Annotated in this window: 24 protein-coding genes; 16 read left to right on the plus strand and 8 right to left on the minus strand. The window is 46.4% G+C overall.

Features of this window, described 5'->3' with window-relative positions; genetic code table 11:
- Nucleotides 1–379: 379 nt before the first annotated feature.
- The 9 genes from JMX98_RS03395 to JMX98_RS03435 all read left to right on the plus strand — a co-directional run bounded on the left by JMX98_RS03395 (nt 380) and on the right by JMX98_RS03435 (nt 8,702).
- Nucleotides 380–1,117 carry a uracil-DNA glycosylase gene (locus JMX98_RS03395; protein WP_201584722.1) on the plus strand — a complete coding sequence of 246 codons (738 nt, stop codon included), beginning with the start codon at nt 380–382 and terminating at the stop codon, nt 1,115–1,117.
- Nucleotides 1,118–1,123: 6 nt separating this feature from the next.
- Nucleotides 1,124–1,768, plus strand: a complete 645-nt coding sequence (gene tadA, locus JMX98_RS03400; protein ID WP_201584723.1) for a tRNA adenosine(34) deaminase TadA — start codon at nt 1,124–1,126, stop codon at nt 1,766–1,768.
- A 199-nt stretch (nt 1,769–1,967) separates the two neighbouring features.
- Nucleotides 1,968–2,747: a (d)CMP kinase gene (cmk, locus tag JMX98_RS03405; RefSeq protein WP_105246338.1), complete on the plus strand. Its 780-nt coding sequence runs from the start codon at nt 1,968–1,970 to the stop codon at nt 2,745–2,747.
- A 296-nt stretch (nt 2,748–3,043) separates the two neighbouring features.
- On the plus strand, nt 3,044–4,723 hold the full coding sequence (gene rpsA, locus JMX98_RS03410; protein ID WP_201584724.1) for a 30S ribosomal protein S1: 1,680 nt from the start codon (nt 3,044–3,046) through the stop codon (nt 4,721–4,723).
- Nucleotides 4,724–5,078: 355 nt separating this feature from the next.
- Nucleotides 5,079–5,384: an integration host factor subunit beta gene (locus JMX98_RS03415; RefSeq protein ID WP_075100701.1), complete on the plus strand. Its 306-nt coding sequence runs from the start codon at nt 5,079–5,081 to the stop codon at nt 5,382–5,384.
- A 134-nt stretch (nt 5,385–5,518) separates the two neighbouring features.
- Entirely contained in the window at nt 5,519–5,923 is a 405-nt protein-coding gene (locus JMX98_RS03420; RefSeq protein WP_198336491.1) for a lipopolysaccharide assembly protein LapA domain-containing protein, read from the plus strand.
- A gap of 136 nt (nt 5,924–6,059) precedes the next feature.
- Nucleotides 6,060–6,758, plus strand: a complete 699-nt coding sequence (pyrF, locus tag JMX98_RS03425; protein WP_201584725.1) for an orotidine-5'-phosphate decarboxylase — start codon at nt 6,060–6,062, stop codon at nt 6,756–6,758.
- A gap of 183 nt (nt 6,759–6,941) precedes the next feature.
- A complete protein-coding gene (locus JMX98_RS03430; protein ID WP_105243816.1) occupies nt 6,942–7,739 on the plus strand; it encodes a metallophosphoesterase in 798 nt (265 codons plus the stop codon).
- A 126-nt stretch (nt 7,740–7,865) separates the two neighbouring features.
- Nucleotides 7,866–8,702: a histidine phosphatase family protein gene (locus tag JMX98_RS03435; RefSeq protein WP_198336506.1), complete on the plus strand. Its 837-nt coding sequence runs from the start codon at nt 7,866–7,868 to the stop codon at nt 8,700–8,702.
- 199 nt (nt 8,703–8,901) lie between these two features.
- On the opposite strand, the gene rpsT is transcribed toward JMX98_RS03435, so the two are convergent.
- The gene (rpsT, locus tag JMX98_RS03440; RefSeq protein ID WP_105243814.1) at nt 8,902–9,168 is read right to left on the minus strand and encodes a 30S ribosomal protein S20; all 267 of its coding nucleotides are present in this window, start codon (nt 9,166–9,168) and stop codon (nt 8,902–8,904) included.
- Nucleotides 9,169–9,681: 513 nt separating this feature from the next.
- Between rpsT and JMX98_RS03445 the strand changes: the two genes are divergently transcribed.
- The 7 genes from JMX98_RS03445 (at nt 9,682) to JMX98_RS03470 (ending at nt 18,492) form a co-directional block, all read left to right on the plus strand.
- Entirely contained in the window at nt 9,682–10,383 is a 702-nt protein-coding gene (locus JMX98_RS03445) for an NAD-dependent epimerase/dehydratase family protein (protein ID WP_192994995.1), read from the plus strand.
- Between the two features lie 99 nt (nt 10,384–10,482).
- Entirely contained in the window at nt 10,483–10,998 is a 516-nt protein-coding gene (gene rraA / locus JMX98_RS03450) for a ribonuclease E activity regulator RraA (RefSeq protein WP_075100779.1), read from the plus strand.
- A gap of 165 nt (nt 10,999–11,163) precedes the next feature.
- Nucleotides 11,164–14,847, plus strand: coding sequence for a transcription-repair coupling factor (gene mfd, locus JMX98_RS03455; RefSeq protein ID WP_201584726.1), 3,684 nt, complete (start codon nt 11,164–11,166; stop codon nt 14,845–14,847).
- A 222-nt stretch (nt 14,848–15,069) separates the two neighbouring features.
- The gene (locus JMX98_RS03460) at nt 15,070–15,504 is read left to right on the plus strand and encodes an HIT domain-containing protein (RefSeq protein ID WP_075100708.1); all 435 of its coding nucleotides are present in this window, start codon (nt 15,070–15,072) and stop codon (nt 15,502–15,504) included.
- A 303-nt stretch (nt 15,505–15,807) separates the two neighbouring features.
- Nucleotides 15,808–16,455 carry a neutral/alkaline non-lysosomal ceramidase N-terminal domain-containing protein gene (locus JMX98_RS14055; RefSeq protein ID WP_227680010.1) on the plus strand — a complete coding sequence of 216 codons (648 nt, stop codon included), beginning with the start codon at nt 15,808–15,810 and terminating at the stop codon, nt 16,453–16,455.
- Between the two features lie 16 nt (nt 16,456–16,471).
- Nucleotides 16,472–16,765: a neutral/alkaline non-lysosomal ceramidase C-terminal domain-containing protein gene (locus JMX98_RS14060; protein ID WP_227680012.1), complete on the plus strand. Its 294-nt coding sequence runs from the start codon at nt 16,472–16,474 to the stop codon at nt 16,763–16,765.
- A 311-nt stretch (nt 16,766–17,076) separates the two neighbouring features.
- On the plus strand, nt 17,077–18,492 hold the full coding sequence (locus tag JMX98_RS03470; protein ID WP_201584728.1) for an adenylate/guanylate cyclase domain-containing protein: 1,416 nt from the start codon (nt 17,077–17,079) through the stop codon (nt 18,490–18,492).
- A gap of 155 nt (nt 18,493–18,647) precedes the next feature.
- Here the strand turns inward: JMX98_RS03470 and fdx are convergent, their stop codons facing one another.
- From fdx to JMX98_RS03505, 7 genes are all read right to left on the minus strand, one after another.
- Nucleotides 18,648–18,986: an ISC system 2Fe-2S type ferredoxin gene (gene fdx / locus JMX98_RS03475; RefSeq protein ID WP_075100710.1), complete on the minus strand. Its 339-nt coding sequence runs from the start codon at nt 18,984–18,986 to the stop codon at nt 18,648–18,650.
- Nucleotides 18,987–19,105: 119 nt separating this feature from the next.
- Nucleotides 19,106–20,983, minus strand: a complete 1,878-nt coding sequence (gene hscA / locus JMX98_RS03480) for a Fe-S protein assembly chaperone HscA (RefSeq protein ID WP_201584729.1) — start codon at nt 20,981–20,983, stop codon at nt 19,106–19,108.
- A gap of 124 nt (nt 20,984–21,107) precedes the next feature.
- Nucleotides 21,108–21,701 carry a Fe-S protein assembly co-chaperone HscB gene (hscB, locus tag JMX98_RS03485; RefSeq protein WP_201584730.1) on the minus strand — a complete coding sequence of 198 codons (594 nt, stop codon included), beginning with the start codon at nt 21,699–21,701 and terminating at the stop codon, nt 21,108–21,110.
- A gap of 219 nt (nt 21,702–21,920) precedes the next feature.
- Nucleotides 21,921–22,241 carry an iron-sulfur cluster assembly protein IscA gene (iscA, locus tag JMX98_RS03490; RefSeq protein WP_075100713.1) on the minus strand — a complete coding sequence of 107 codons (321 nt, stop codon included), beginning with the start codon at nt 22,239–22,241 and terminating at the stop codon, nt 21,921–21,923.
- Nucleotides 22,242–22,491: 250 nt separating this feature from the next.
- Nucleotides 22,492–22,893, minus strand: a complete 402-nt coding sequence (gene iscU, locus JMX98_RS03495) for a Fe-S cluster assembly scaffold IscU (RefSeq protein WP_100749875.1) — start codon at nt 22,891–22,893, stop codon at nt 22,492–22,494.
- Between the two features lie 155 nt (nt 22,894–23,048).
- Nucleotides 23,049–24,275, minus strand: a complete 1,227-nt coding sequence (locus tag JMX98_RS03500; RefSeq protein ID WP_105243806.1) for an IscS subfamily cysteine desulfurase — start codon at nt 24,273–24,275, stop codon at nt 23,049–23,051.
- Nucleotides 24,272–24,781, minus strand: coding sequence for an Rrf2 family transcriptional regulator (locus tag JMX98_RS03505; RefSeq protein WP_105243805.1), 510 nt, complete (start codon nt 24,779–24,781; stop codon nt 24,272–24,274). The genes JMX98_RS03500 and JMX98_RS03505 overlap by 4 nt, the downstream gene beginning before the upstream one ends.
- Nucleotides 24,782–24,964 lie beyond the last annotated feature (183 nt).

The following is a 24,964-nucleotide window of genomic DNA, read 5'->3' on the forward strand; positions in this document are numbered from 1 at the left end:
GAACGGTTACCATGTTCGTGCGGTAGCCGTTTTTTTATTGTTATAATTCATCATCTCATTTTTATTTATGTTGATTGATTTTACTAAAAGTAAGGGTCTTGTAGGTAGTAGCCAGCCAACTTTTATAGATAGTGAACCCGTTTAGATAACTATCGATTGAATTGAAGATACGGCCTATATATAGCCGATGCACTCTAAAAAAAATATATAGTCGATACACTCTAAAAATGTCATAGCGCTACTGGGATGCTATTTTTAAACGTAGGTTGCGCAGCCTCTGGGAACGCAGCACGCAAGTAAAATTTATACCAGTAGCGCGTTTAAATTTATATAACAGTTTTATTATCAATTGATTATAACAACTAAAAAAGGACACATTATGGAACCTCTCGATGCAAAAGCGCCAAAAACAGCCGCACAAAAAAAAGCCATCTTAGACAAAGTACGTTTGCCAGAAGACTGGAAGATGGCCTTGGCAGATGAGCTGACTTCTGAGAATATGGACAACCTACGGGCTTTTTTAAAGGAAGCTTATCAGTCGCCAGATAGTATCTATCCACCAGCGCCACTGATGTTTAATGCTTTTAATCTCACGCCATTATCTCGCGTTAAAGTGGTCATCTTAGGGCAAGACCCTTATCATCGCCCAGGTCAGGCCATGGGATTGTCGTTTTCGGTACCCAAATCCATTCCAAAACCGCCGTCACTCAACAACTTGCTAAAAGAGATGTCCGATGATATCGGTGTTCAGCCATCAGCGCATGGGGACTTGACTTATTGGGCACAGCAAGGTGTATTACTGCTAAACAGTGCGTTGACTGTGCGAGAAGGTGAGCCAAACAGTCATCAAAATCAAGGCTGGGAGCAATTTACCGATGCAGTGATCGATGTGATCAACGAACAAACAGAGCATACGGTGTTTATTTTGTGGGGTAGTAAAGCCCAGAAAAAAGGCAAATACATCCATGCTGATAAACATTTGATTTTAACCGCTGTCCACCCATCGCCGCTGGCGGCAAACCGTGGCGGATTTTTTGGCACCAAGCCGTTTTCGAAGACCAATGATTATCTCCGGCAGCATGGCCGTACCCCCATTGATTGGCAGTTGCCACAGTAGTTATCTATGACCATTCCTTTTTTTGCCGCAGAGACACTGCAGGCACATCATTGTTGTCTGCCTGATGGTATTAGTTACCACTCAAGCCCTGATAGCTTGTCTGTGGGCGTTGCTGGTAGCCGTGCTCGACATCAGCTTGAGCTGAGCACTCAGCAGTTTTGGACGCTAGAAGATGTACAGTGGATGCATCAAGCATTGGCATTGGCTCAGCGCGGCGCTGAGCTGGGCGAGGTGCCAGTTGGCGCGATACTGGTACATGAGCAGCAGATGATTGGTAAAGGCTTTAATGAGCCAATCGGTCGCCATGATGCCACCGCTCATGCCGAGATAGTCGCTCTAAGAGATGCCTGTAGCCACCTAAAAAACTACCGCCTACCATCAAACACCACCTTGTACGTGACCTTAGAGCCTTGCACCATGTGTATGGGCGCGCTAATCCATGCGAGAGTGGCGCGGCTGGTGTATGCAGCAAATGAGCCGCGAGCTGGTATGGTGGGTAGTCAGATGGATCTATCGGCACAAGATTTTTATAATCATGTCATTACCGTACAACGGGGTTTGTGCAGTGAGCATAGCAGTCAGCTACTTAAGCGGTTTTTTCGAGCTCGTCGTCAGCTGGCCAAGCAAAAAAAATCAGATGTTAAAAAATAAGGGCTTTTGCGTCTCTACAAAACATACTGCCTGCAAATATAAGCATCAGTTATGGTGATGATAGGGTTTTCTTGCTATAATATCGCCCTATTTGGCGCTGCGATTATCAGATGGCTGTTAAGCGTTTGATAAGGTGGTGAATATCGCGTTGTCCTTAGCAGTGGGCGATATATGTTGTTTTTATAATTGAGTAAACATGATGACTGTCTCTACACCTGACTTTACGCCTGATAATGCTTTGCAGGATTGTGATCCCTCTGAGCAAGCGGTACAGCGTTATCCCGTGATATGTATTGATGGTCCAAGCGGGGCGGGTAAAGGCACAGTCACATGGCGCTTAGCGCAAGCATTGGGTTATCAGTTATTAGACTCAGGGGCGCTATACCGCATCGTCGGGCTCAAAGCCTTTGAAGCAGGATTGCTCGGTGCCGATGGCTGTCAAGACATTGATGAGCAGGCAGTACTGACATTAACCCAAGGTTTAGATATCGTGTTTGTGCCCAATGAGGCATCAGGCCGCGTAGATATCATCGTCAATGGCGATGCCGTTGGCGAGCAAGTCCGTAACGAAACCGTTGGCGGTTATGCCTCAAAGATCGCGGTATTCCCTAAAGTGCGTCAGGCGCTGCTCACGCTGCAGCAAAAAATGGCCAGTCGCTCAGGGCTGGTCGCTGATGGCCGCGATATGGGAACGGTGGTATTCCCTGATGCGGATGTTAAGGTATACTTGACAGCCAGTGCCAAAGCGCGTGCTGAGCGCCGTGTCACGCAGCTACTAAGTGCAGGACAAACCGCAGATTTTGAGGCGATTTTGGCAACGATCAAAGCGCGTGACGAGCGTGATGAAAACCGCGCGACAGCACCGTCGAAGCCTGCCAAAGACGCTTTATTATTAGATAGCTCATATTTGGATGCCGACAGTGTATATGCACAGGTCAAAAAATACTGTCAGGACAAAGGTATTTGTTTTAATAATTAATAAAAACAATACAGTAACTACCAACTCACTACCAAAAAATTTGCTACAGGCTTTGGTTTTAGTATAAAATTGTATAAGTAGAGATGTGCAATAAGCCAACATTAAACCAAGAGTAGAAATGTGAGCGGGCAGTAAAGACAGTTGTTGCTAATGAGTGTGATGAGATGCTCGCTTATTAGCAACAAAGGTTTTTTATATGACTGCATAAGATATAAAACCAGTATTCTCGTTTTATGCAATCATAAATTTGATCCGTACTGTGCTGGACAGGATACGGCTATACAAAGGTAGACATAATGGAATCATTTGCTGAACTATTTGAAGCGAGCATTGAAGAGCAGGGTCTGGATATCGAGCGTGGCTCGGTTATTACAGGTACTGTTGTGGCCATCGATAGCGATTGGATCACAGTAGATACTGGTCTTAAATCTGAGGGTATCGTCGCTCGTGAAGAGTTTTTAAGCGAAGAAGGCGAACTTGAAGTTGAAGTTGGCGATAGCGTTGATGTCGTGGTTGAAGCGGTTGATAATGGTATGGGTCAAACCCTACTATCACGCGAAAAAGCCAAGCGCGTCGAGACGTGGAATGTCCTTGAAAAAATCTATGATAACGATGAGATCGTAAAAGGTATCATTTCTAGCAAAGTAAAAGGTGGTTTTACTGTAGACGTGGGTTCAGTACGCGCGTTCTTACCAGGCTCATTGGTTGATGTACGTCCGATTCGTGACACCACACATCTTGAAGGCAAAGAGCTAGAATTCAAAGTCATCAAGCTTGACCAAAAACGTAACAACGTTGTGGTTAGCCGCCGTGCAGTAATGGAAGCTGAAAACTCAGCTGAGCGCGAAGAGCTGTTGAACAAGCTTGAAGAAGGTATCGAGATCGAAGGTATCGTCAAAAACCTAACTGATTACGGTGCGTTCGTTGATCTTGGTGGTATCGATGGCTTGCTACACATCACTGACATGGCATGGCGCCGTATCAAGCACCCATCTGAGGTGGTTGAAGTTGGTCAAGACCTGAAAGTTAAAGTATTGAAGTTTGACCGTGAGCGCAACCGCGTAAGCCTAGGTCTAAAACAACTTGGTACCGATCCTTGGGACAACGTTGGCGGTACTTACCCAGTTGGTAGTATTGTTAAAGCTCGCGTTACCAACTTAACTGACTATGGTTGCTTCGCTGAGATCTCTGAAGGTATCGAAGGTCTAGTACACGTATCAGAGATGGATCACACCAACAAAAACATCCATCCATCAAAAGTTGTACAAGTGGGTGATGAAGTTGACGTGATGATTCTAGATATTGATGAAGAGCGTCGTCGTATCAGCTTGGGTATCAAGCAAACCCTAGCAAACCCATGGGAAGAGTTTGATAAGAAACATGAGCGTGGCGATAAAATCACTGGTACTATCAAGTCAATCACTGACTTTGGTATCTTTATCGGTCTAGATGGCGGTATCGACGGTCTGGTTCACTTGTCTGATATCTCTTGGAACGAAACGGGCGAAGAAGCAATCCGCAACTATAACAAAGGCGACACCGTAGAAGCTATGGTATTGTCTGTAGATGCAGAAGCGAACCGTATCAGCCTAGGCGTGAAGCAGTTAAGCTCAGATCCATTCAACGAATACCTAGTCGCTAATGACCGCGGTGCTATCGTCAATGGTAAAGTGAAAGAAGTAGACGCTAAAGGCGCTACTATCGAGCTTGCTGATGAAGTTGAAGCGTACTTACGTGCCTCTGAGATTCAGCGTGATCGTGTCGAAGATGCAACCAAGCATCTAAGCGTTGGTGATGACGTTGAAGCGAAGATCATCAGTGTGGATCGTAAGGCTCGCAACATCAACTTGTCTATCAAAGCAAAAGACGAAGCTGAAGAGCGTCAAGCGATCAAAGATCTAGGTAGCAATGCGCCACAAGCAGCTGATGCTCAACCAAAAACCATTGGTGATTTGATCAAAGAGCAAATGCAGTAAGCGATAAGTTATTGATCTAAAAGTAATATAAAAAAAGCGACTCCGGTCGCTTTTTTTTATGAATAGGTGTTTGGTATGCTTTACATCTTCAAGGTTTTTGCGAAAAACAAAGCAAACTTTTATTTCCATTTATGATAATATCCGCTATCATTTGCAACATTGAGTAACGAGATGTAAATCACTGCTTACTGATGAGAGCCGTATTAGCACTATTGCCCGTTATTTTGCTTTTTGTTTCGATTTTCAGTATGGTCTTATACGGCTATATGAAGGGTTAAAACCTTTAAAAACCTTTAAAAAATAGTAACTTGGTTTACAATCATCTTATCCATCAATTAACAAGGCAAGCGTAACAATGCAGCAAGCGATTAATAAGTCTGAATTTATTAGTAATTTGAGTGCGAACTGTGACAATATGACTGATAGCGTGGTCGATGATGCAGTGCGTGAAATATTAAATCTAATGACCGATACACTGGCCAATGATGGCCGAGTAGAAGTGCGTGGGTTTGGTAGCTTTTGTTTACATCATCGCCGTGCCCGTATGGGCCGCAATCCTAAGACTGGGGAGAGTGTACCAGTACCTGCTAAAGCCATTCCGCATTTCAAGCCAGGCAAAGCCCTGCGCGAAGCGGTCAATGACAAAGTAGCTAATGGATAGATAATACGATCATTATGGCAGCGTTGGGTAGTATTCATTAACAGTAGCGTGCCAGTCAAAAAGTAGCATCGCTGTTTGTGACAAAACGCGGTCTTTGAGTCCTTTGCAACCCATCAAACCAAGGTATATGTCTTATGCGCTTTTTACTGTTTGTACTACTGTTTTTAAGCTTCGCTTATTCATTAGGGTTGGTATTGGCCAATAATACCGAGGTTGGCGTAAATTTACTGTTTTCACAAGCGCCGACGATGAATTTGGGCTTATTACTGATCCTGTGTCTGATATTAGGTATTGTGATTGGTATGCTACTTGCGCTGCTGCTCTTTCGTGTTTTACAAAACAAATGGGAAATATCACGTCTACAAAAAGCCAATGCCAATCTGCAAGAACAACTGACGCAAGCCAATGTGGTTATCGATCGTCAAGCGACTGCGCCTTCAGTAGAAGAGGCGGTGTATGGTTCGACAGCGACCAACGTGCACGATAATCACGCTGCTCAAGAGGAAGCGGCGACACTGACCAAACAAAAACGTGACTAAATCTGACTAAGTCTGAATAGAGCGTCAGCTAGGCGCCTTATGATACAAACTTGCGAGACCGCCGATCAGGCCAATGCTATCCATGCGTTTGGTCGCTATTTGGTTTTTTTAACTTCGATATAAATGTGGCAACACTATGAATAATGCAATCAAATCTCCTGTCGTTGTCGCCTTAGACAATATGACAATGGAAGCGTCGCTCGCGCTGGCTGACAAGCTCGATCCAGCGCTGTGCCGTTTAAAGGTGGGCAAAGAGCTGTTTACGCGTTGTGGCCCTGATATCATCAAAGCCCTACATCAGCGTCAATTTGAGGTGTTTTTAGATCTTAAGTTTCATGATATCCCTAATACTACGGCACAGGCGGTACTCGCGGCAGCTGATTTGGGTGTGTGGATGATCAATGTGCATGCGAGCGCAGGCTTAGAGGCAATGTCGCTTGCCAAACAGCGCTTGCTGGATAATAACTTAGATACCTTGCTGATTGCGGTCACGGTGCTGACTTCTATGGACAATCAAGCATTGACGCAGACGGGTATTACCGATGGGCTGGATACACAAGTCAGTCGCCTAGCACAGCTGACCAAGCAAGCAGGTCTCGATGGCGTGGTCTGCTCAGCACAAGAAGCTCAGAGCCTAAAGGCGCTATGTGGTCAGGATTTTAAGCTTGTGACGCCTGGTATTCGCCTCGCTGAGGACAATGCTGACGACCAAAAACGCATCTGTACGCCCGCACAAGCGTTACAAGATGGTGCTGACTATTTGGTGATCGGACGTTCTATCACGCAGGCGGCCGACCCAGCGGCCAAGCTGCAGCGGATACTTGAGGGTATCTAGCCTGAATCAAAAACGAAGAAAAGAGACAGCCTAAGCCGCTGTCTTTTTGCTTTTTGCGGGTAGATAAAAAGGTGCTACACTACTTAAAATTTATGTTGATATCTATGACAAAAAATACGCTATGCTTCTACGCATCGTCTGATTGATTTTTGTCCGTGATATCCTAAGAAACTATTGGAAGATATGAAATTACAGATTTTAAGTGACTTGCATATTGATAGCTATGCACGTCAGTCGCATCCGATGGGACATATCCCCAAGACTGATGCCGATGTGGTGCTGGTCGCAGGCGATACGGCCAATAGCGACAGCGGTATGCCGTGGTTACAAGCGCAAGCGGCGCGTCTGCAGGTGCCTTTGATCACCATTGCAGGCAATCATGAATACTTCAATGAAGACGTGCTGCATTTTGATAAAAAGCTGGCCATTTGGGATAACTATGATGCTAAGTCGCAGCAAGGCGTGCGGGTTTTACAGTGTCAACACATCGATATTGGAGACGTACGTATCTTGGGCTGCACCTTATGGACGGATTATCAGTATCAGGCCAATGAAGAAACCATGGCAGCTGCCAAGCGTTTTATGCGTGATTATAAACAAATCTATGCCGGTAGCGAGTTGTTTTCTCCTGAGGTGTCCATGCAACTGCATGCTAAGCAGCGTCAATGGCTACAGCAAGCATTAAAAACCGCCCAATCGCTTGGCAAAAAGACCATCGTCATGAGTCATCACAGCATCAGCCCGTTGTCGGTATCTGAGAAATATGCCAATCTACCCAGTAATGCCGCTTTTGTGAGTGACTTGTCAAGCTGGATGCAGGAGGAATGGGCGCCAGCGCTATGGGTGCATGGCCATACCCATGAAGCCTTTGATTATCGTATTGGTCGTACCCGAGTGGTTGTCAATCCACGTGCGTATCCCAACGAAGTCAGTAGTACCGAGATAGCATTTGCTTGGGATAAAGTGATTGAGCTTGATTAGATAGCATACTCTTGCTTGAGATAAAGCGCGTAGCAGTGCTGGGCGGTTTTCATTTCGGTTTTGCTTATTTGCAACTGAATTTATATTTTGTTCATTCTTCACAAAAAATCTGCTACGCTTGCTGGCATGAGCAAATACTTCCACAACACTTTATCGAAACTATCTGCAGAAAGGCGTGCCAGTCATACGCCAAGCGCACCCGCGCCGTCGCACCTGCCTGATAGTATGATCTCTTCAGTGAGCCTGTTGCCTGAAGACAAGCGCCTGATTTTATTTACCAGACACTCCCTGCGTGAGCGCTCTGACGGTAACGGCTTTGCCAGTTATCAGTTGCCATTGACTCCTAAAGGTCGCGTCTTGGCCAAGTCTTGGGGGCGCTGGTTGGCAGGTCATCTGCCTTATTCTCTAGACGTGGATAGCATCTCAAGCCCTATCGGCCGCTGTATTGATACCGCGCAGCTTATGCAAGCAGGTGCAGGGTTACAGCGTGACATCATGCACCAGTCGCTGTTGGTAGAGCCTGGTAGCCTTGTCACTGACCCTGAGATTGCCAATCCAGTATTTAAAGAAATCGGCGTGCTCAACTTTATCAATCGTTTTTTACAAGGCAATCTTGCTGGCACCAAAAACGCCTATCAAGGCGGGCTTGATATTTTATCGTTGTTTTATCAGCATCAGCCGCAGCCTGGGCATCTTATGCTGGCGGTCAGTCACGATACGTTGCTTTCAGCATTTTTGGCGGTGATGTTTGATGTAGTAGAGATTGATTGGAATGATTGGCCAAAGATGATGGAAGGGGTGTTTTTGTGGTTTGATGATAAGCCATTTGAACAAGCCAGTGCCCACTTCGTTTGGCGCGGTGAGGTCTATATACGGCCGATTGTGACATTGTTAGAAGGGTATCGCGCAGCAGGGTTTCATCCAAATACATTGCTGTTGCCACCAGAGGTGAAGTGGGACTAAGCCTTAGCACAGCCATGGTTTTTTTGTTTATCGCTTTTTATTCTGTGACTGTTTACGGTTGCTTAATGTTTATTTTTTATAGACAAGGCGTTGTGTTTATGGTTTTTGGGCATAAAAAAACCTTGCCTCAGCATAAGAGCTAATGACAAGGTTTTGATCATCACCCAAACAGAGTGATGCGGTCTAAACGCAACCTATCTTAAGCTTGTAAGCCTTTGATGGTTTTGTTTAGGCGGCTCTTACGACGAGCAGCTTTGTTTTTATGGATGATGCCTTTGTCAGCCATACGGTCGATGACAGGTACAGCTTTGTTGTACGCTTCAGTTGCTGCAGCATAGTCTTTTGATGCGATAGCAGCATCTACGCGCTTTAGGTAAGTACGAACCATTGAGCGCTGTGAAGCAGTTTGCTGACGACGTTTGGTGTTTTGACGGGCGCGTTTACGAGCTTGTGCAGTATTAGCCACGCGTATCTCCTTGATAAAGACAGATAAAAATATGAATGTTGATTGCAATAATGGGTTTAACAATCATCGGTGACGAGCAGCCGTCTCGTCAAACATGATGTCGATGTCCAATACTAAAGTATCTAATATCGGTAGTCATCGCAAGCGTCAGAACTGTTTGGAATAATTAAACAGCGTTGACGTGTAAAGCCGGTTATCTTAGCAAATTATTGCGCTTAGGACAATATATTTGATGGTTAATCGGTAAAGAAGTTATGCTATTTTATCAATATTCGGTTTTTTCATGTATCTACTCTCAAAGGTCGTGGCCAGTAAAAGGCTTGACGGATAAAATCTCTTACAATAAATTCGCTATAATACCCTCACCGCTGAGTGATTTTAGGTATGATACGCAAGCGGAAGGTTAAAATAGCGCCCAGATATATATGCTGGCGGGTAAGCGGATACGATAAATAAAGAGAATGCTTTGTATAAGAGTGCTCTCATATCTCATACGATACGAATGGACAAGATATGCAGCGAAAAGCAATTGTGATTGGCGCGACAGGATTGGTAGGACAACATCTTGTCAAGCAGCTAAGTGAGCTTTATGACACGTTGATTGTGATTGCACGGCGTCCGCCACGCTATATCAATGCTAGCATGAGGTTTTATCAGGTCAATGATTTTGACAACTTGGCTGAGGTGTTCGCCAGTGTCGGCGCTGATCGCAGCACCGATGCTTTTAGCTGTCTTGGTACGACCAAAAAGCAAGCTGGCAGTGATGAAGCCTTTCATAAAGTGGATCATGACTACAATGTGACGTTTGCTACGCTGTGCCGCGAGAAAGGGGTAGAAAACTTCTTTTTATTGTCTGCGATGAATGCTGATATCGACAGTCGGTTTTTATACAACCGAGTCAAGGCAGAGACCGAGCAATCCATCATGGCGCTAAATTTTGCCCATTTGGTGATTTTTCGGCCGTCGTTGTTGCTCGGTAAGCACAAAGGTCGCCCGCTTGAGAGCCTAAGTCAGAAAGCCTTTAAGCTCGTCTCGCCTTTGGTGCCGGAGTCATTACCCCTGCATCCTATTTCTGCAAAACGTGTCGCTATCGCCATGGCCATGAGCGCCCATGATATCTACGAGCGTAGTAAGTACCGCCGTGAGCCTGCGATTACCACCACAGATATCATCGAAAATAAACAAATGCTGGCAATGACTAAAGTCAAAAAATAGCCTAAGTAAAAAATACTAATCATAATTTTTATACCCTTTAATCCTAGCCAACAACGAACAAGGAGTGTACTGATGTCAAATGCAGCAACAGAGCCTACCATGAACCAAGACAATTTTGTGACTTGTGATTTATTGGATGCCAATCCTGAGTCGCAAGTGTGTCTGCCAAATATCGAAGGCAAGTCGTTTTATAGCTTTGGTGGCAAAGATCGGTTTTGCGGTGAGATTGTGACGGTTAAGTGTTTTGAAGACAACAGCCGTGTCAAGTCACTATTAAACAGCGATGGTAAAGACAATAAGGGCAATGGAAAGGTGCTGGTGGTCGATGGTGGTGGCTCGATGCGCTGTGCGCTGCTCGGCGATATGATTGCCCAGTCAGCGATTGATAATGGTTGGGCTGGGGTCATCGTGTACGGCTGTGTCCGTGATGTTGATGATATGGCACAGATGGATATCGGTGTCATGGCGCTTGGCTGTATCCCGCGTAAATCGACGCGCCGTGACGAAGGCCAAACCGATCTCGAGATTAGCTTTGGGGATTTGACCCTAAATTCAGGCATGTTTGTCTATGCAGATAACAACGGCATTATAGCGAGCGACAAGCCTCTGCTTTAAGCCTAATGCTAAGCCTAGCCCAACCATTAATATAAAATCTCGGCTTAAGCGTCGAGGTTTTTGTGCGTGATGTGCTGAGTGACAAACCGTTACGGCATAAATTTTGGTAATTGAATAAATATTCGTATAATAGCTTTCTGACTCTTAACTTTGATCTTATCCTCTATGCCTATCACTGCTTTGACTGACGCGTTTGACCCTATTAACCAGCAGTTGTTTCCTATCGCTCATGCCGAGCGGCGCTGGCTGACCCCTGTTTATGGTGCGGTCAGTAGTCTATGGCTGGTAAGCTTGATGCAAGCGTTGGTATGGGATGTATCCGAGCGTCTAAAAGTAGTGGTAACGCGCGATCAAAACCAGCTCAATCAGATAGAAACCGAGCTGGCGTTTTGCGGCGTCGATGCCTATGTGTTTCCTGATTGGGAGACGCTGACCTACGATGAGCTGTCCCCGCATCAAGACATCGTCAGCGAGCGTATCAACCTATTGACCGATATGCCCACTAAAGGCGTGCTGCTCATCTCGGTGCAGGCGCTCATGCATCGGGTCGCCCCGCCAAGCTGGCTGATAGGGCAGCATTTTGATTTGAGTGTCGGTGATCGCTTTGATATCAATACCCAGCGCGAGCTGCTTGCAAAGGCAGGCTACCGTGCGGTCGAAAACGTCTTTGAGCCAGGCGAGTTTGCGGTACGCGGTAGTATTGTCGATATCTTTGCCATGGGGCAGCCATTTCCGCTACGTTTAGACTTGTTTGATGATGAAATCGAAACCATTCGCTTTTTTAATCCGCAGACGCAGCGTACGCTGACCGTCGACGATCTAAAAAACATGATGAGTGGTAATGACAGTAGCATCGGCAAAGAGTCACTATCGCTACTGCATAAACTGCCTGATATCTCAAAACCTGTTCAGCAGTTTCAGATACTACCTGCCAAAGAGTTTCCGCTTGATGAAGGGCGTGAGACGTTTCGGACCAACTTTGCAGCGATGTTTCCTAATACCAGTAGTCGCAAGTCTGAGCTGCATAAAGATGTGATGGCGGGTATCGCCAGTAGCGGGCTTGAGTACTATCAGCCATTGTTTTTTGATTTGGATGACTGGCAAGCTGACAGCAGCTTGTTTGCTTATTTGCCAGATGACGCTCTGTTTATCATCGATGAGCGAATCCACGAAACACAAGCGGATTATTGGTCGCAGATTCAGCGCCGTTATGAAGAGCGCAGGCACGATATCGACAAACCTATTGTCGCCCCAGAATTGTTATATTTATTATCAAATACCTTAAACGAGCATCTTAACCACTATCCGCGAGTGATGCTCAGTGCGCATGAGACGCGCGCGGCGAGAGACAATGATGCCTCATCGACCGCACAGGCTGCCTCTAATCGGCAAGGGTTGGTCACACTCACGGCGCAACAACCGCCGCAGCTGGCGGTCAATCACCAAAAAGCAGAACCGTTGGCCGATTTGCTAGAGTTTTTGCTACAGCAAGCACAAACAGCGACGCCGGTGCTGATCGTTGCCGAAACAGCAGGGCGCCGTGAGATTTTGATAGAGCTGTTTAAGGGTAAGATAGACACCAAAGCGTATGATAGCTTTGAAGCGTTTTTGGCCGCTGATAAGGTCACAACCCTTAATGATCATAACTTGCCGCAGGTAGGGCTGACGGTGGCGCCTATCGAGCGCGGGGTGTATATTCCTGAGCGTTTGGTGGTGATCAGTGAGACTCAGCTGTTTGGTAGGCAAGTGCTACAAACACGTCGTCGCCGCCAAAGCGGGGTGTCAGAAGAGTTTTTGGTCAAAAGCGTCACAGAGATCACCGAAGGCAGTCCAGTGGTGCATATCGAGCATGGTATCGGCCGCTATAATGGGCTGATTACTTTAGATGTGGGCGATGGCGAGCAAGAATTTATTCATCTAAAATACGCGGACGACGCCAGTATTTATGTACCCGTTGCCAATTTACAAATGATCAGTCGCTACAGCGGCGGTGACCCTGCGCTTGCGCCACTTCACAAAATAGGTAGCGGCAAGTGGGACAAAGCCAAACAAAAAGCGCTGGAGCAAATCCACGATGTCGCCGCTGAGCTGCTCAATATGCAAGCAAGGCGTGAGGCCAAAGTCGGTATTCACTTCAAGATTGACCCTTCACAATACGAGCTGTTTGCCAGTCAGTTTGCCTTTGAAGAGACCGCCGATCAGGCCAATGCTATCCATGCGGTGATGGAGGACATGAGACAAAACCAGCCGATGGATCGCCTCATTTGCGGTGATGTGGGTTTTGGCAAGACAGAAGTGGCGATGCGCGCGGCGTTCATTGCGGTCAGTGCCGGCTATCAAGTGGCGGTATTGGTGCCAACGACGCTGCTGGCAGGTCAGCACGAAGATAATTTCCGCGACCGTTTTGCCGATTGGCCAGTACGTATCGAGACACTATCGCGTTTTGGTGGCAAAAAGCATCAAGATACGGTATTGGCAGACCTTGCCGCGGGTAAGGTCGATATTGTCATTGGCACGCATAAACTTCTGCAACCTGATGTGAAGTTTTCTAATTTAGGCTTGATGATCGTTGATGAAGAGCACCGCTTTGGTGTGCGCCATAAAGAGCGTATCAAAGCCATTCAGACCGATGTAGATAGTATGTCGATGACAGCGACGCCGATTCCTCGTACGCTTAATATGGCACTATCTGGCATGCGTGATATGTCGATTATCGCCACGCCGCCTGCTCGTCGTCTGGCGATCAAAACCTTTGTCATGCAAAAGACCGATGCCTTGATGAAAGAGGCTATCTTGCGTGAGCTATTACGCGGCGGGCAAGTCTACTTGCTGCATAATGATGTGGCGAGCATTGAGCGCATGGCAGAGACGATACGTGAGCTGGTGCCCGAGGCTAGAGTAGGGGTCGCGCATGGGCAGATGCAAGAGCGCCAGCTTGAGCAGATTATGGAGCAGTTTTATCATAAAAAGTTCAATGTGCTGGTGTGTTCGACCATCATCGAGACCGGTATCGACGTACCAAATGCCAATACCATCATTATTGAGCGCGCGGATAAGTTTGGTCTGGCGCAGCTGCATCAGCTGCGAGGCCGCGTAGGTCGTAGTCATCATCAGGCGTATTGCTACTTGCTCGTGCCATCTATCAAAGGCCTAAAAGGCGATGCCAAGCGCCGTCTGCACGCCATTGAACGCGCCAATACATTGGGAGCAGGCTTTATGCTGGCGAGTGAGGATTTGGAGATTCGCGGGGCAGGTGAGATACTGGGCAAGCAGCAAAGCGGTAACATGCAAGCCATTGGCTTTAGCTTGTATATGGATATGCTAGAGCGTGCGACAAAGGCCATCAAGGCGGGCAAAGAGCCTGATTTGAATACCCCATTGTCACTTACCAGTGAGATCAATCTGCATAGCTCAGCGCTGATACCAGAAGAATACTTGCATGATGTGCATCAGCGTTTGCTATTTTATAAGCGCATCAGTAATGCTGATGATTTTGAGGCGCTCACCGATATCCGTACCGAGATGATTGATCGTTTTGGCACACTGCCAGATCAGACCAAGCATTTATTTGCCATCCATAGACTGCGTATACAGGCCGAGCCATTGAAGATCAACAAAATCGATGCCAATAGTAGCAGCATGACGTTAGAGTTTGCTCCTGATACGCCAGTTGACGCCTTGGCAATTATCCAGCTTATTCAAAAAGATGGACAGCGCTACCGGATGAATGGCGCCTCTGGCATTCGCTATCAAGATGCCAATAAGCTGGCCACGCCGCAGCAACGCGTGACTGTGCTTGAGGAGTTGCTGCGCTACTTTAGCGAGCATATGGTGGCAGAGCTCGCTTAGCGCTTTGAGTGACGCCAGTCATCGTATCAAGCGCCCCATCTACTAGGTAGCAGCACAGTAAAACAGTAGCCAATCTATTAAGGCGCTATTTTATCTACTGGATAACTGATAAAATAGCAGATACTCTGTGTCTGCTCTATGGCCTATAGCGTCCGATAGATCTTGGTCACCCTTTGTTTAGTATTTAAGCGTTATCCCCTTCATAACAAGAGAACCGTCATTATGTTCCAACTTCATCATAAACTTGCAGCCGACAGTTTTTTGGTGGGAGATTTCCCATTATCGACCTGCCGTTTAATCAATGATTGTCAGTTTCCTTGGTTGATATTGGTGCCACGTGTCTCTGGTATCAAAGAATTGTATGAGCTGTCTGAGGCCGACCAAGCGCAGTTTTTGCGTGAGTCGAGCTGGTTGTCCAGCCAACTTGCCAAGACTTTTCAGGCTGACAAGATGAACGTGGCTGCGCTGGGCAATCAAGTACCGCAGCTTCATTTTCATCATATCGTTCGTTATCAAAACGATATGCAGTGGCCCAACCCAGTGTGGGGCGTCCCTGCTGTACCTTACACCAAAGAAGTACTGGCGCAGATGCAGCAAACTTTGATGATGGCGCTGCGTGGTCATCATCAAATGCCGTTTGATTGGCAGATGCAATAGGTCTTTTAGCAATAAGCCTTTGGTAATAAACGGTTAAATACGCATAGGCGTGAGCGTTTGTCTGTAAGCATAGCTCTCTGTGCTAATGAGTTTATTGTACGGCTATATGAAAAATATTTTACATTTGTCTGTCAGTCGTTATATTAGAGTGTAAGTTGGCTAAATGGATATAGCCAGCTTGTCAGCTCAGTGTCTTTGCTGTGTCACATCAGAGTAGATGCGGTGCGGTGCGAAGTGCTGAGACCTTCAATTTTAAATCAGGATTGTTTGATTTAAGATTTCACTCTATGTTAAGGACAACAAATGGCTACTTCCTCTATCTCACCACCCACGCCACGACGACCTACTATGTTGTTTCTCTCGATTTATACCGCGTTACTGGGTATGACGGCCTGTGAAACAGACTCTACTGAGCCTACCGCCATGTCGCCCGCGGCGACACAAACCATCACGACTGATGCTGATCCATCTAACCGCTCTATTACGTCAAACTTTAGCGCCAGCGCTGCTGCTAAATCGGTCGCGCCCCGTTACCTTGTCGGTACTGGTAAAGCCGACATCACAGGAGCTGCGGCCGAAACGGGCATGTTTGGCTATGCTGCAGGTCAGGTGGTGCAGGGTATCAATGATCGTCTATATTCTCATGCTTTTATTGTCGGCGAAGCGGATAGCAATGCAGGCAACCGAGTTGTCTATGTCTCAGCGGATATGGGAGCGATGTTTACCGCGGTCAAGCTTGAGGTCATCAAACGCTTGCAAGCAGATTTTGGCGACTTGTATAACGACGATAACGTGATGCTTGCCGCCACACATACTCACGTGGGAAATGCTGGCTACTCGCATCGGCAGCTGTATCAAATCGCCAGCACGGACGACACACTAGCGGGCTATAGTCAGCAAAACTTCAACGCTATCGTCGGCGGAATAGTCACTTCGATGTTACCAAAGTAGGGAAGTCGCTACGGCGGTGTTTCGCGCAGCGCACCCCAAAAACAACCTACGTACCGAAGACAGCTTTCTTAAGGTGCAGCGTTACCAAGATGGTCAATGGGTGGACTATCTGAGCGACCGTGACTTTGAGACCACCTACACGTGGCAACGAGAAGGAGCGGCCTATAGCAAAGCGATTATCGATTGGCGCATCAGTGCCGATACGCCAGCAGGGACCTATCGACTGACCCATGCTGGCGACTGGAAAAGCGGCTGGACAGGCAAGATTAAGCCTTACTCTGGTGCCTCAAGCAGCTTTAGGGTGCAGTAAGACAGCCAAGTACCAAGTAAGGCTATAAACTTGCTTATTATGGCTTGCTCATTAAGTGACCAACGGTAGGGTTTTGCGTATCAGTAACGTGGGTTTTATAAAAATGAAAACGTATAATAGTCTTTCAGCTTGCCTTATACCAAACCTAAAGTGTCATCGGTGCTGGCGAGGTGTGGTAGTCGGCTAAGGGTTTGTCTGCCTGTTGCTTGGGTTTTGAAAATAGTATGCTCATAACGACATTAACTGTCATAGTGCTATCTTCCTTCTCCTAATATTTATCGATCGTCTGCTTTATTAAGCGAACACTTCATATGCCTCTTTTAGATACGTTGAGACCGAAATTTTCATCGCAGACGAGTGGTATCTATCGATTCGACTATCCAGAAGTGTTTGTCTTGATCCTAACGGTTGTGCTTCTTGCCCTGCATTTTGACTTTAGTGCCACCTCGATGGCACTGCTGATCGTCGTTAGCCTGCCAAGCTTGCTGATTTTGATATATAACTATCGCCGTCAGACCAGTTTTTGGACCTCCAATATCGTCATTATTTTACTGTCTGCAGTCATAGGTTCGATACAGCTGTGCACGGTCATGTCGATCAGTCTGGCAGCTTTGATTGCGCTACGTATTATTATTAGTAGTCCTGAAAACCAAATTAGACTGGTCATTGTCTCGATAGTGACTGTGATTGTTTTTTATTATGTCAGCGTGATTTTAAACAGCACGCAGATGGACTGCCATGACAGTTGGCTGACGCCAGTGGTGCTACTGTCCAGTATGGCGGTGATGTTGTGTCAGTTTCGTTATGTGTATCAAAAGTACATGGGTCACCAACAGCGCGCGCAGCAAGCGGTAGGGCGTTTGAGTACCATGGTTTCAGTCATCAATAAGCTGACCCGTTTTGTGCCACCGCAGATTTGGGAGCCTATTGTAAAAACAGATGCGCCCGTTAGTGTGTCAAACAAACGTGCTAAGCTGACGATTATGTTTTCGGACATTGTGGGTTTTACAGAGCTGTCTGATAGTTTAAGCTCGGACAATCTGGCAGATATTTTAAATACCTATATGCACTGCATGACGGTCATCGCCAATAAGCATGGCGCTGTGCTTGATAAGTTCGTCGGCGATGGGATGGTGTGTTTTTTTGGAGAGCCTAGCAGTCAAGGTGCGCGTCAAGATGCGCTTGACTGTGTGGCAATGGCGCTAGATATGCGCCGTGAGATGCGTACCCTGAGACATAAGTGGCGGCTAATGGGTTTTGCAGGGCTGTATATACGCGTTGGTATCACGACAGGCTATTGTCATGTCGGCAACTTTGGTAGCAATAATCGCTTGAGCTATACATTGATTGGCAAAGAGGCCAATCTCGCGGCGCGGCTGGAGAGTAGCGCGGGCAAAGATGAGATACTCGTCAGCGAAAGTACTTATGATTATGTTTGCCACAATTATGAATGTCAGCATGCAGGTGCGTTTCAGCTAAAAGGCTTCGACGAAAAAGTCAATGCTTGGCAAGTCCTCGATCCTGACGCCAATAAAGGTCAGCTATCAAAATGGGTGGACCATACGTTACCAGGATTTAATTTGCATCTAAATTTCAAAGACATGAAAGATCAAGACTATCAAGACATCCGAGAGCGTCTAAACCTCGCTCTCGAGCGTATCGAACAAGAGCAAGAAAAAGTAGCAAATGCTATTGCAGCAGAGAGCCAGCGTCATAACGATCAATAGCGACTCTTTTACTGATTTGACATTTGTATGACCATATTTAACTTCATACTTAATATGTCAGCTCGTCCGTGAGCAGACAAAAACGCCAACCATGATACGCAGTCATCGTTGGCGTTTTATGATGGCTTTGACTATATGTTATTAGTGGTATGTTATCAGTGGTTTTCTTTAGCATGGTTGAGCGTGTATTTGGGAATCTCGATGGTCAAGTCGTCGTCTTCTAGCATCACCTGACAAGACAAACGTGAGTCTGGCTCCAGCCCCCAAGCACGGTCTAAAAGATCCGCTTCGATATCGTCCATCTCATCTAGGCTATTAAATCCTTTACGCACCACCACATGACAGGTGGTACAGGCTTTTGACATCTCACACGCGTGCTCTATCTTAATACCTTTTTCTAGTAGGGCTTTGCATAGGTTCTGGCCAGCTTCTAGCTCGACTTCAGTGCCTTCGGGGCAAATCTCATGATGAGGTAATACGGTAATCTTTGGCATAAATTATCTGTCCGGTGCTAATCAATTAAAAAATAAAAACTCAAAAATATATCAGGTCTGTTACACGTCATCACATCTATTATGGCTAAGCCGTATCTAGATAAATTCTATACGCGTTTTTACCAATCTTGAGCGCTGGTACCTGCCATGCTGGCCTTGACGCTTTGATTCATAATACGAGCAGCAAATGCATCGCTATGCGGTTTGAGCTTGGCTTGTTCGGCTTCAATGAGAGTGAGATCATCGGTGCTTAGTGCCGTTTGTAGTGCTTGTGTTTGCTGCGTTAGAGCTTGCTGTTCATCAGAGGTCAATAAGGCTGCAAACTCTTGCAGCGCAGACTGTAGCGCCAATACTTCGCGTTCTGCTTCTACTTTGGTCTCGATTAAAGAGCGTGCATTTTTATCTTCTTCAGCGTGCTCAAACCCCGCCATAAGCAATTGCTCTTTTTGCTCATCTGACAAGCCATAAGAAGGCACAATCTCAATTTTGCTTTCTGTCTTGGTGGTGGTTTCTTGCGCGCTGACTGTCAATTGACCATTGGCATCAATGCTAAAGGTGACCTCGATACGGGCAAAGCCCGCTTTCATCGGCGGGATGCCATATAATTCAAAACGTCCAAGCGAACGGCAGTTTTCGACAGTTTCGCGCTCGCCTTGAACCACATGAATCACCATGCCTGTCTGACCGTCCTGATAGGTGGTAAATACTTGGCGTTTTTTGACAGGGATAGGGGTATTACGTGGGATAAGTACTTCAACTAGGCCGCCCATGGTCTCAAGACCGAGTGACAAAGGAGTGACATCTAATAATAAAAGTGTGTTGTCGCTATCGCCATTGACCAGCTGATGCGCTGTTTGTGCAGCACCTAAGGCGACGACTTCATCTGGGTTTAAGCGGCAAAGTGGCTGCTTGCCAAAAAACGTGCTCACCACTTGTTGCACAGCTGGCATACGGGTTGAGCCGCCCACCAAGATGACTTCATCTAAATCATCAATAGATAGCTTGGCATCGCGTAATACCTGTTCGCAGACGCTAAGCGTACGGCGATTGACAGGCTCGGCAATGGTCAACAAATCGTCACGGCGTAAGGTGCCTTGATAAGAGTGGTCGTTGACCGTAATGTCGATAGCGACCTGCTCGGCGTCCGTCAAAGCTTGCTTATATGCTTTGGCTCGCTGGGCAAGGATTGACTTGTCGTGCCGACTGACGTCTTTTGGGTCGATACCTAATTGTTTGATCAACCAGTTGGTCAGCAAGCGGTCGATATCATCACCGCCTAACGCACTGTTACCGCCAGTTGCTAAGACTTCAAAAACCCCATCAGTGAGCTTTAAGATAGAGACATCAAAGGTACCGCCACCCAAATCATAAATTAAGTAATGGCTTTGCGTGTTATCTTGAGTAGGCTTATCAAGGCCGTAGGCGACAGCGGCTGCCGTGGGCTCATTTAACAGACGTAGCACATTGATACCAGCAGCTTGTGCGGCATCCTTGGTCGCTTGGCGCTGCGCCTCATCAAAATAAGCGGGAACAGTGATCACTGCCCCTTCGATGCTGTCGGCAGGTAATGCGCTTGCGGCGCGCTGCTCGAGGGCGGCTAGGATACGTGCTGAGACTTCGACAGGGGACACCTTACCTTGGGCGGTGACAAAAGCTGGCATGTCGTCTGCATTACCACTTAACTCATAAGGATGAGAGAACTTAATATCCGCTTGACTACGACCCATAAAGCGCTTGGCAGATACGATGGTGTTTTTTGGGTCATCGGCCAAATGCGCTAAGGCATCATATCCTACCATGGGTTTGCCAGTGCTGGGGTAGTAGACGACAGAGGGCAGCAACGTATCGTTGTCAGCGCCTGCCTCTAAGACTTGCGCTTTGCCTGAGCGTACGACTGCGACCAGTGAGCGTGTGGTGCCAAGGTCGATACCTAGACCAAAACGATGCTGATGAGGTTGGGCACTTTGATTGGGTTCGGCAATTTGCAATAAAGACATAAAATCACTCAAAGATAAAATAAATAAAGGAAATGGCGCAATTATGATGACGAATTACGATGACGAATGATGATAAATATCAATCTTTAAATTTACATATTGAAGGTATGTTTATCTAGACACCCTAAACATATAAATCATCGTCATCAGAGTGCTCAGTACTGGCGACTTCATCGAGACCAGTCGTCACATCGGCATTGAGTTTTACCAAAAACTTAAGCTTTTGGGTGGCATCAATCGCGGTCTGCCAGTCTTGCTTTTGATAGGCACTGCTAAAGCGCTCAGACTGTTTGCTCAGACGAGTGGTAATCTGGGGTTGTAGCTGCGCAAGCGTTGTCCGATCCTTATCTTCGATCGCTTCATCTAGATCGATACGCATCTGCATGGCGTCTTCTAAAAAATCTAAATCGGCAATTGAGTGCTCAAGATTATGAGCCTGATTTGCCATCTCTAATAGGTAGCCGGCGCGGCTATCAGGAGTCTTTAAGGTTTGGTATGCTTGATTTATCAGTGCTGAAGCTTGCTCTGATTGCTGTTTGGCCTCCGTCACACTCGTCACGTCTTTTGTGCTATCTACCATCAGATTATCAGGGTGATAGCGTTTTTGTAGTAGACGTAACTGTTGATCCAGACGGGCCTGATCAATCTCAAACTGAGCGGGCTGCTCAAATAGAGCAAAAAAGTTATCAAACTGTGCTTCTGCGGTGATGTCTGTCATATCATACGCCTTGCTTTTATTTATTATAAAGTGTCTGAGATACCAGTGCTTATCATATCCAGTGGGCTATCAAGCGCCAGATTGGGTGATGTATAGCCTACCAACTGAATAATAGAAATGTTGCAAACGACATTTTTTATCAAAATACAACATGCTTAAAGGCCAGTAGGCCTCAGTCATAATGATGGCCAATGGGCCAATGGCTAAGAGTGGGCAACTTTAAACAGTAAACGACTCACCGCAACCACACTCGCCTTTTTGGTTGGGGTTGGTGAACTTAAAGCCTTCATTTAAGCCTTCTTTTTCATAATCCATCAATAAGCCGTCTAAATAGACCAAGCTTTTCGGATCGATAAAGATGCTCACACCGCGGCTTTCATAACGTGTGTCATTGTCATCAGGAGTGTCTACAAACTCCAAGACATAGGCCAAGCCTGAACAGCCTGCGGTACGAATGCCCACACGGATACCTTCGCCTTTGCCGCGATTGTCCAAAAACTCTCGAACATGCTGGGCGGCGCGTTCTGTCATTTCAATCATGCCAACTCCCATTGACTATCAATAATAAAGATATCTTTCAATATGATGTCATCGACCATAAAATCAATGACGGCTATTAATAACGAATATGAGACTAGTAGCAAATCTACCAGACTTATGTGTTTGCGCCAGTTAGAAAATAAAAGGTGACAATTACAGTAGCGTTATTGTCACCTTTATGGCGTCAGTAGCAATCCATTAGAGTTTTACTGACGCCTTGCTAATAAAACAATGCATACGGCCAATAAGCTTAGCTGGTTGCTTCTTCAGCGGTACCATGCTTGCCTTTATAGTCGCTAATAGCCGCTTTGATGGCGTCTTCTGCGAGTACAGAGCAATGCACTTTTACTGGTGGTAATGCCAATTCTTCAGCGATGTCCATATTTTTAATCTCGCCAGCTTGGTCCAAGCTTTTGCCTTTTAGCCACTCGGTGACAAGTGAGCTTGAGGCAATCGCTGAGCCGCAGCCGTACGTTTTAAAACGTGCATCTTCGATGATACCGTTATCATCTACTTGGATCTGTAGGCGCATCACATCGCCACACGCTGGGGCACCGACCATACCTGTACCAACGTTTTTGGCGTTTTTGTCAAGATTGCCGACGTTGCGTGGGTTTTCGTAATGATCAATAACTTGGTCACTATAGGCCATGGGGTTTTCTCCTAGTTAGGGGATGAGCGATAGATTGTTTACTATGTATCCGTCGCTCATCGATAATTGGGGTCAAACGCTTACTGTAATTGTCTGATCAATCGTTTTATAAATATTTAAAACAAAGCGCGCAAAGGCGATTTGTTTGGTAAATGTTAGTGCTCAGCCCATTCTACTGAATCTAAATCCACACCTTCTTGATACATATCCCAAAGTGGTGATAGGGCGCGCAGTTTCTCAACCGCTTCGTGCATTTGTTTGATCACACGGTCAATGTCTTCTTCGGTAGTATAACGGCCAAAGCTGAAGCGGATTGAGCTGTGAGCCAACTCATCTGGACGACCAATAGCACGTAATACATATGATGGCTCAAGCGTCGCAGACGTACAGGCCGAGCCTGATGAAACAGCTAAGTCTTTTAGCGACATCATCAATGACTCGCCTTCAACAAAGTTAAAGCTAATGTTTACAATGTTTGGCACGCTATTCTCAAGATCACCATTTAGGTAGATCTCTTCGATATCTTGCAGGCCATCCCATAGTTTTTGGCGGAGCTTGGCAACGTGAGCATGATCCTCTTCAAAGCGCTCATTGGCTAGGGCAAATGCCGCTCCTAAACCTACGATTTGATGCGTCGGCAATGTACCTGAGCGCATACCACGCTCATGACCACCACCATGCTGCTCAGCTTTTAGGCGAATGCGCGGCTTACGGCGGACAAACAATGCGCCAATCCCTTTAGGGCCATAGACTTTGTGTCCTGAGAAACTCATCAAATCAATTTTCATTTCTTCAAGATTGATTTTTACTTTACCGACAGACTGCGCGCCATCGACATGGAAAACCACGCCAGCGTCACGAGTGATTTCACCAATCGCTGCGACATCGGTGATGGTACCAAGCTCATTGTTTACCATCATCAGTGATACCAAAATCGTATCGTCACGTAATGCATCTTTTACTTGCTCTGGCAAAATAAGACCCGTACCGGCTTGTGGCTCTAAGTAAGTAATCTCAAAACCTTCTTGCTCAAGCTCACGGCAGGTATCTAAAACTGCTTTGTGCTCAATTTTACTGGTAATGATGTGCTTGCCGCGCGATTGATAAAAGTGCGCCGCGCCTTTGATGGCAAGGTTGTCGGATTCAGTCGCACCAGAGGTAAAGACGATTTCACGCGGATCAGCATTGATGACTTCAGCTACTTGCTGACGCGCGGTTTCTACGGCTTCTTCTGCTTGCCAGCCGTAGCCGTGCGAGCGCGAGGCTGGGTTACCAAAGATGCCATCTACAGTCAGATACTCGCTCATCTTAGCAGCTACTGATTTAGCAACTGGCGTGGTGGCGGCATAATCTAAATATATAAGGTTGTTATGTTGGCTCATGCTGGGTTTGCCTCGCTGTTCGATAGGGTAATGGTATTAATGTCTTTTATAGAAACTTCTTTGGTGGAGGTGTGCTGTCGTTCTGAGACGGACTGCACATTTTCCATATCTAATAATTGCGCTAATGTTATGTTTTTCAAGTACTGCTCGATATGATTGGACAATGCACACCATAGATCATGGGTTAAGCACATTGTACCACCTTGGCAGTCGCCACGTCCTTCACACTGCATCGCATTAACCGACTCATCGACCGCAGATATGATGCTCATCACATCTATCTCGTTTAGCGGTTTGGCTAAGTAATAACCACCAGCGGCACCACGTATACTGGTGACAAGCCCACCTTTGCGTAGTTTGGAAAATAACTGTTCGAGATAAGAGATAGATATTGATTGCCGTTTCGCGATATCAGATAAAGATACCGCACTATCTTGTTGGCTGGTTTGTAGCGCCAAATCTAGCAATGCGGTCACGGCGTATCTGCCTCGAGTAGTCAAACGCATGTGTTATCTCCAAACTTATATATCATTTTTATTTAACAACGATCTTAGTAAGAGACTCTCTACCAAAGCGAAAGATAAAAAAGGCAAAACCTCTGCCATGCTCAAATAAAAGTCATCTACTAAGTGGTGTCTTATCGTCGTTAAACAACAGATGGTCAACCCGATGTGTGCAACGATTAAGCC

The sequence above is a fragment of the Psychrobacter sp. HII-4 genome (assembly GCF_904846595.1).
GTDB lineage: Bacteria > Pseudomonadota > Gammaproteobacteria > Pseudomonadales > Moraxellaceae > Psychrobacter > Psychrobacter celer.

Coding starts and splice junctions, on each gene's coding strand:
- JMX98_RS03395 (WP_201584722.1), top strand. CDS start 380: ATGGAACCTCTCGATGCAAAAGCGCCAAAAACAGCCGCACAAAAAAAA.
- tadA (WP_201584723.1), top strand. CDS start 1,124: ATGACCATTCCTTTTTTTGCCGCAGAGACACTGCAGGCACATCATTGT.
- cmk (WP_105246338.1), top strand. CDS start 1,968: ATGACTGTCTCTACACCTGACTTTACGCCTGATAATGCTTTGCAGGAT.
- rpsA (WP_201584724.1), top strand. CDS start 3,044: ATGGAATCATTTGCTGAACTATTTGAAGCGAGCATTGAAGAGCAGGGT.
- JMX98_RS03415 (WP_075100701.1), top strand. CDS start 5,079: ATGCAGCAAGCGATTAATAAGTCTGAATTTATTAGTAATTTGAGTGCG.
- JMX98_RS03420 (WP_198336491.1), top strand. CDS start 5,519: ATGCGCTTTTTACTGTTTGTACTACTGTTTTTAAGCTTCGCTTATTCA.
- pyrF (WP_201584725.1), top strand. CDS start 6,060: ATGAATAATGCAATCAAATCTCCTGTCGTTGTCGCCTTAGACAATATG.
- JMX98_RS03430 (WP_105243816.1), top strand. CDS start 6,942: ATGAAATTACAGATTTTAAGTGACTTGCATATTGATAGCTATGCACGT.
- JMX98_RS03435 (WP_198336506.1), top strand. CDS start 7,866: ATGAGCAAATACTTCCACAACACTTTATCGAAACTATCTGCAGAAAGG.
- JMX98_RS03445 (WP_192994995.1), top strand. CDS start 9,682: ATGCAGCGAAAAGCAATTGTGATTGGCGCGACAGGATTGGTAGGACAA.
- rraA (WP_075100779.1), top strand. CDS start 10,483: ATGAACCAAGACAATTTTGTGACTTGTGATTTATTGGATGCCAATCCT.
- mfd (WP_201584726.1), top strand. CDS start 11,164: ATGCCTATCACTGCTTTGACTGACGCGTTTGACCCTATTAACCAGCAG.
- JMX98_RS03460 (WP_075100708.1), top strand. CDS start 15,070: ATGTTCCAACTTCATCATAAACTTGCAGCCGACAGTTTTTTGGTGGGA.
- JMX98_RS14055 (WP_227680010.1), top strand. CDS start 15,808: ATGGCTACTTCCTCTATCTCACCACCCACGCCACGACGACCTACTATG.
- JMX98_RS03470 (WP_201584728.1), top strand. CDS start 17,077: ATGCCTCTTTTAGATACGTTGAGACCGAAATTTTCATCGCAGACGAGT.
- fdx (WP_075100710.1), bottom strand. CDS start 18,986: ATGCCAAAGATTACCGTATTACCTCATCATGAGATTTGCCCCGAAGGC.
- hscA (WP_201584729.1), bottom strand. CDS start 20,983: ATGTCTTTATTGCAAATTGCCGAACCCAATCAAAGTGCCCAACCTCAT.
- hscB (WP_201584730.1), bottom strand. CDS start 21,701: ATGACAGACATCACCGCAGAAGCACAGTTTGATAACTTTTTTGCTCTA.
- iscA (WP_075100713.1), bottom strand. CDS start 22,241: ATGATTGAAATGACAGAACGCGCCGCCCAGCATGTTCGAGAGTTTTTG.
- iscU (WP_100749875.1), bottom strand. CDS start 22,893: ATGGCCTATAGTGACCAAGTTATTGATCATTACGAAAACCCACGCAAC.
- JMX98_RS03500 (WP_105243806.1), bottom strand. CDS start 24,275: ATGAGCCAACATAACAACCTTATATATTTAGATTATGCCGCCACCACG.
- JMX98_RS03505 (WP_105243805.1), bottom strand. CDS start 24,781: ATGCGTTTGACTACTCGAGGCAGATACGCCGTGACCGCATTGCTAGAT.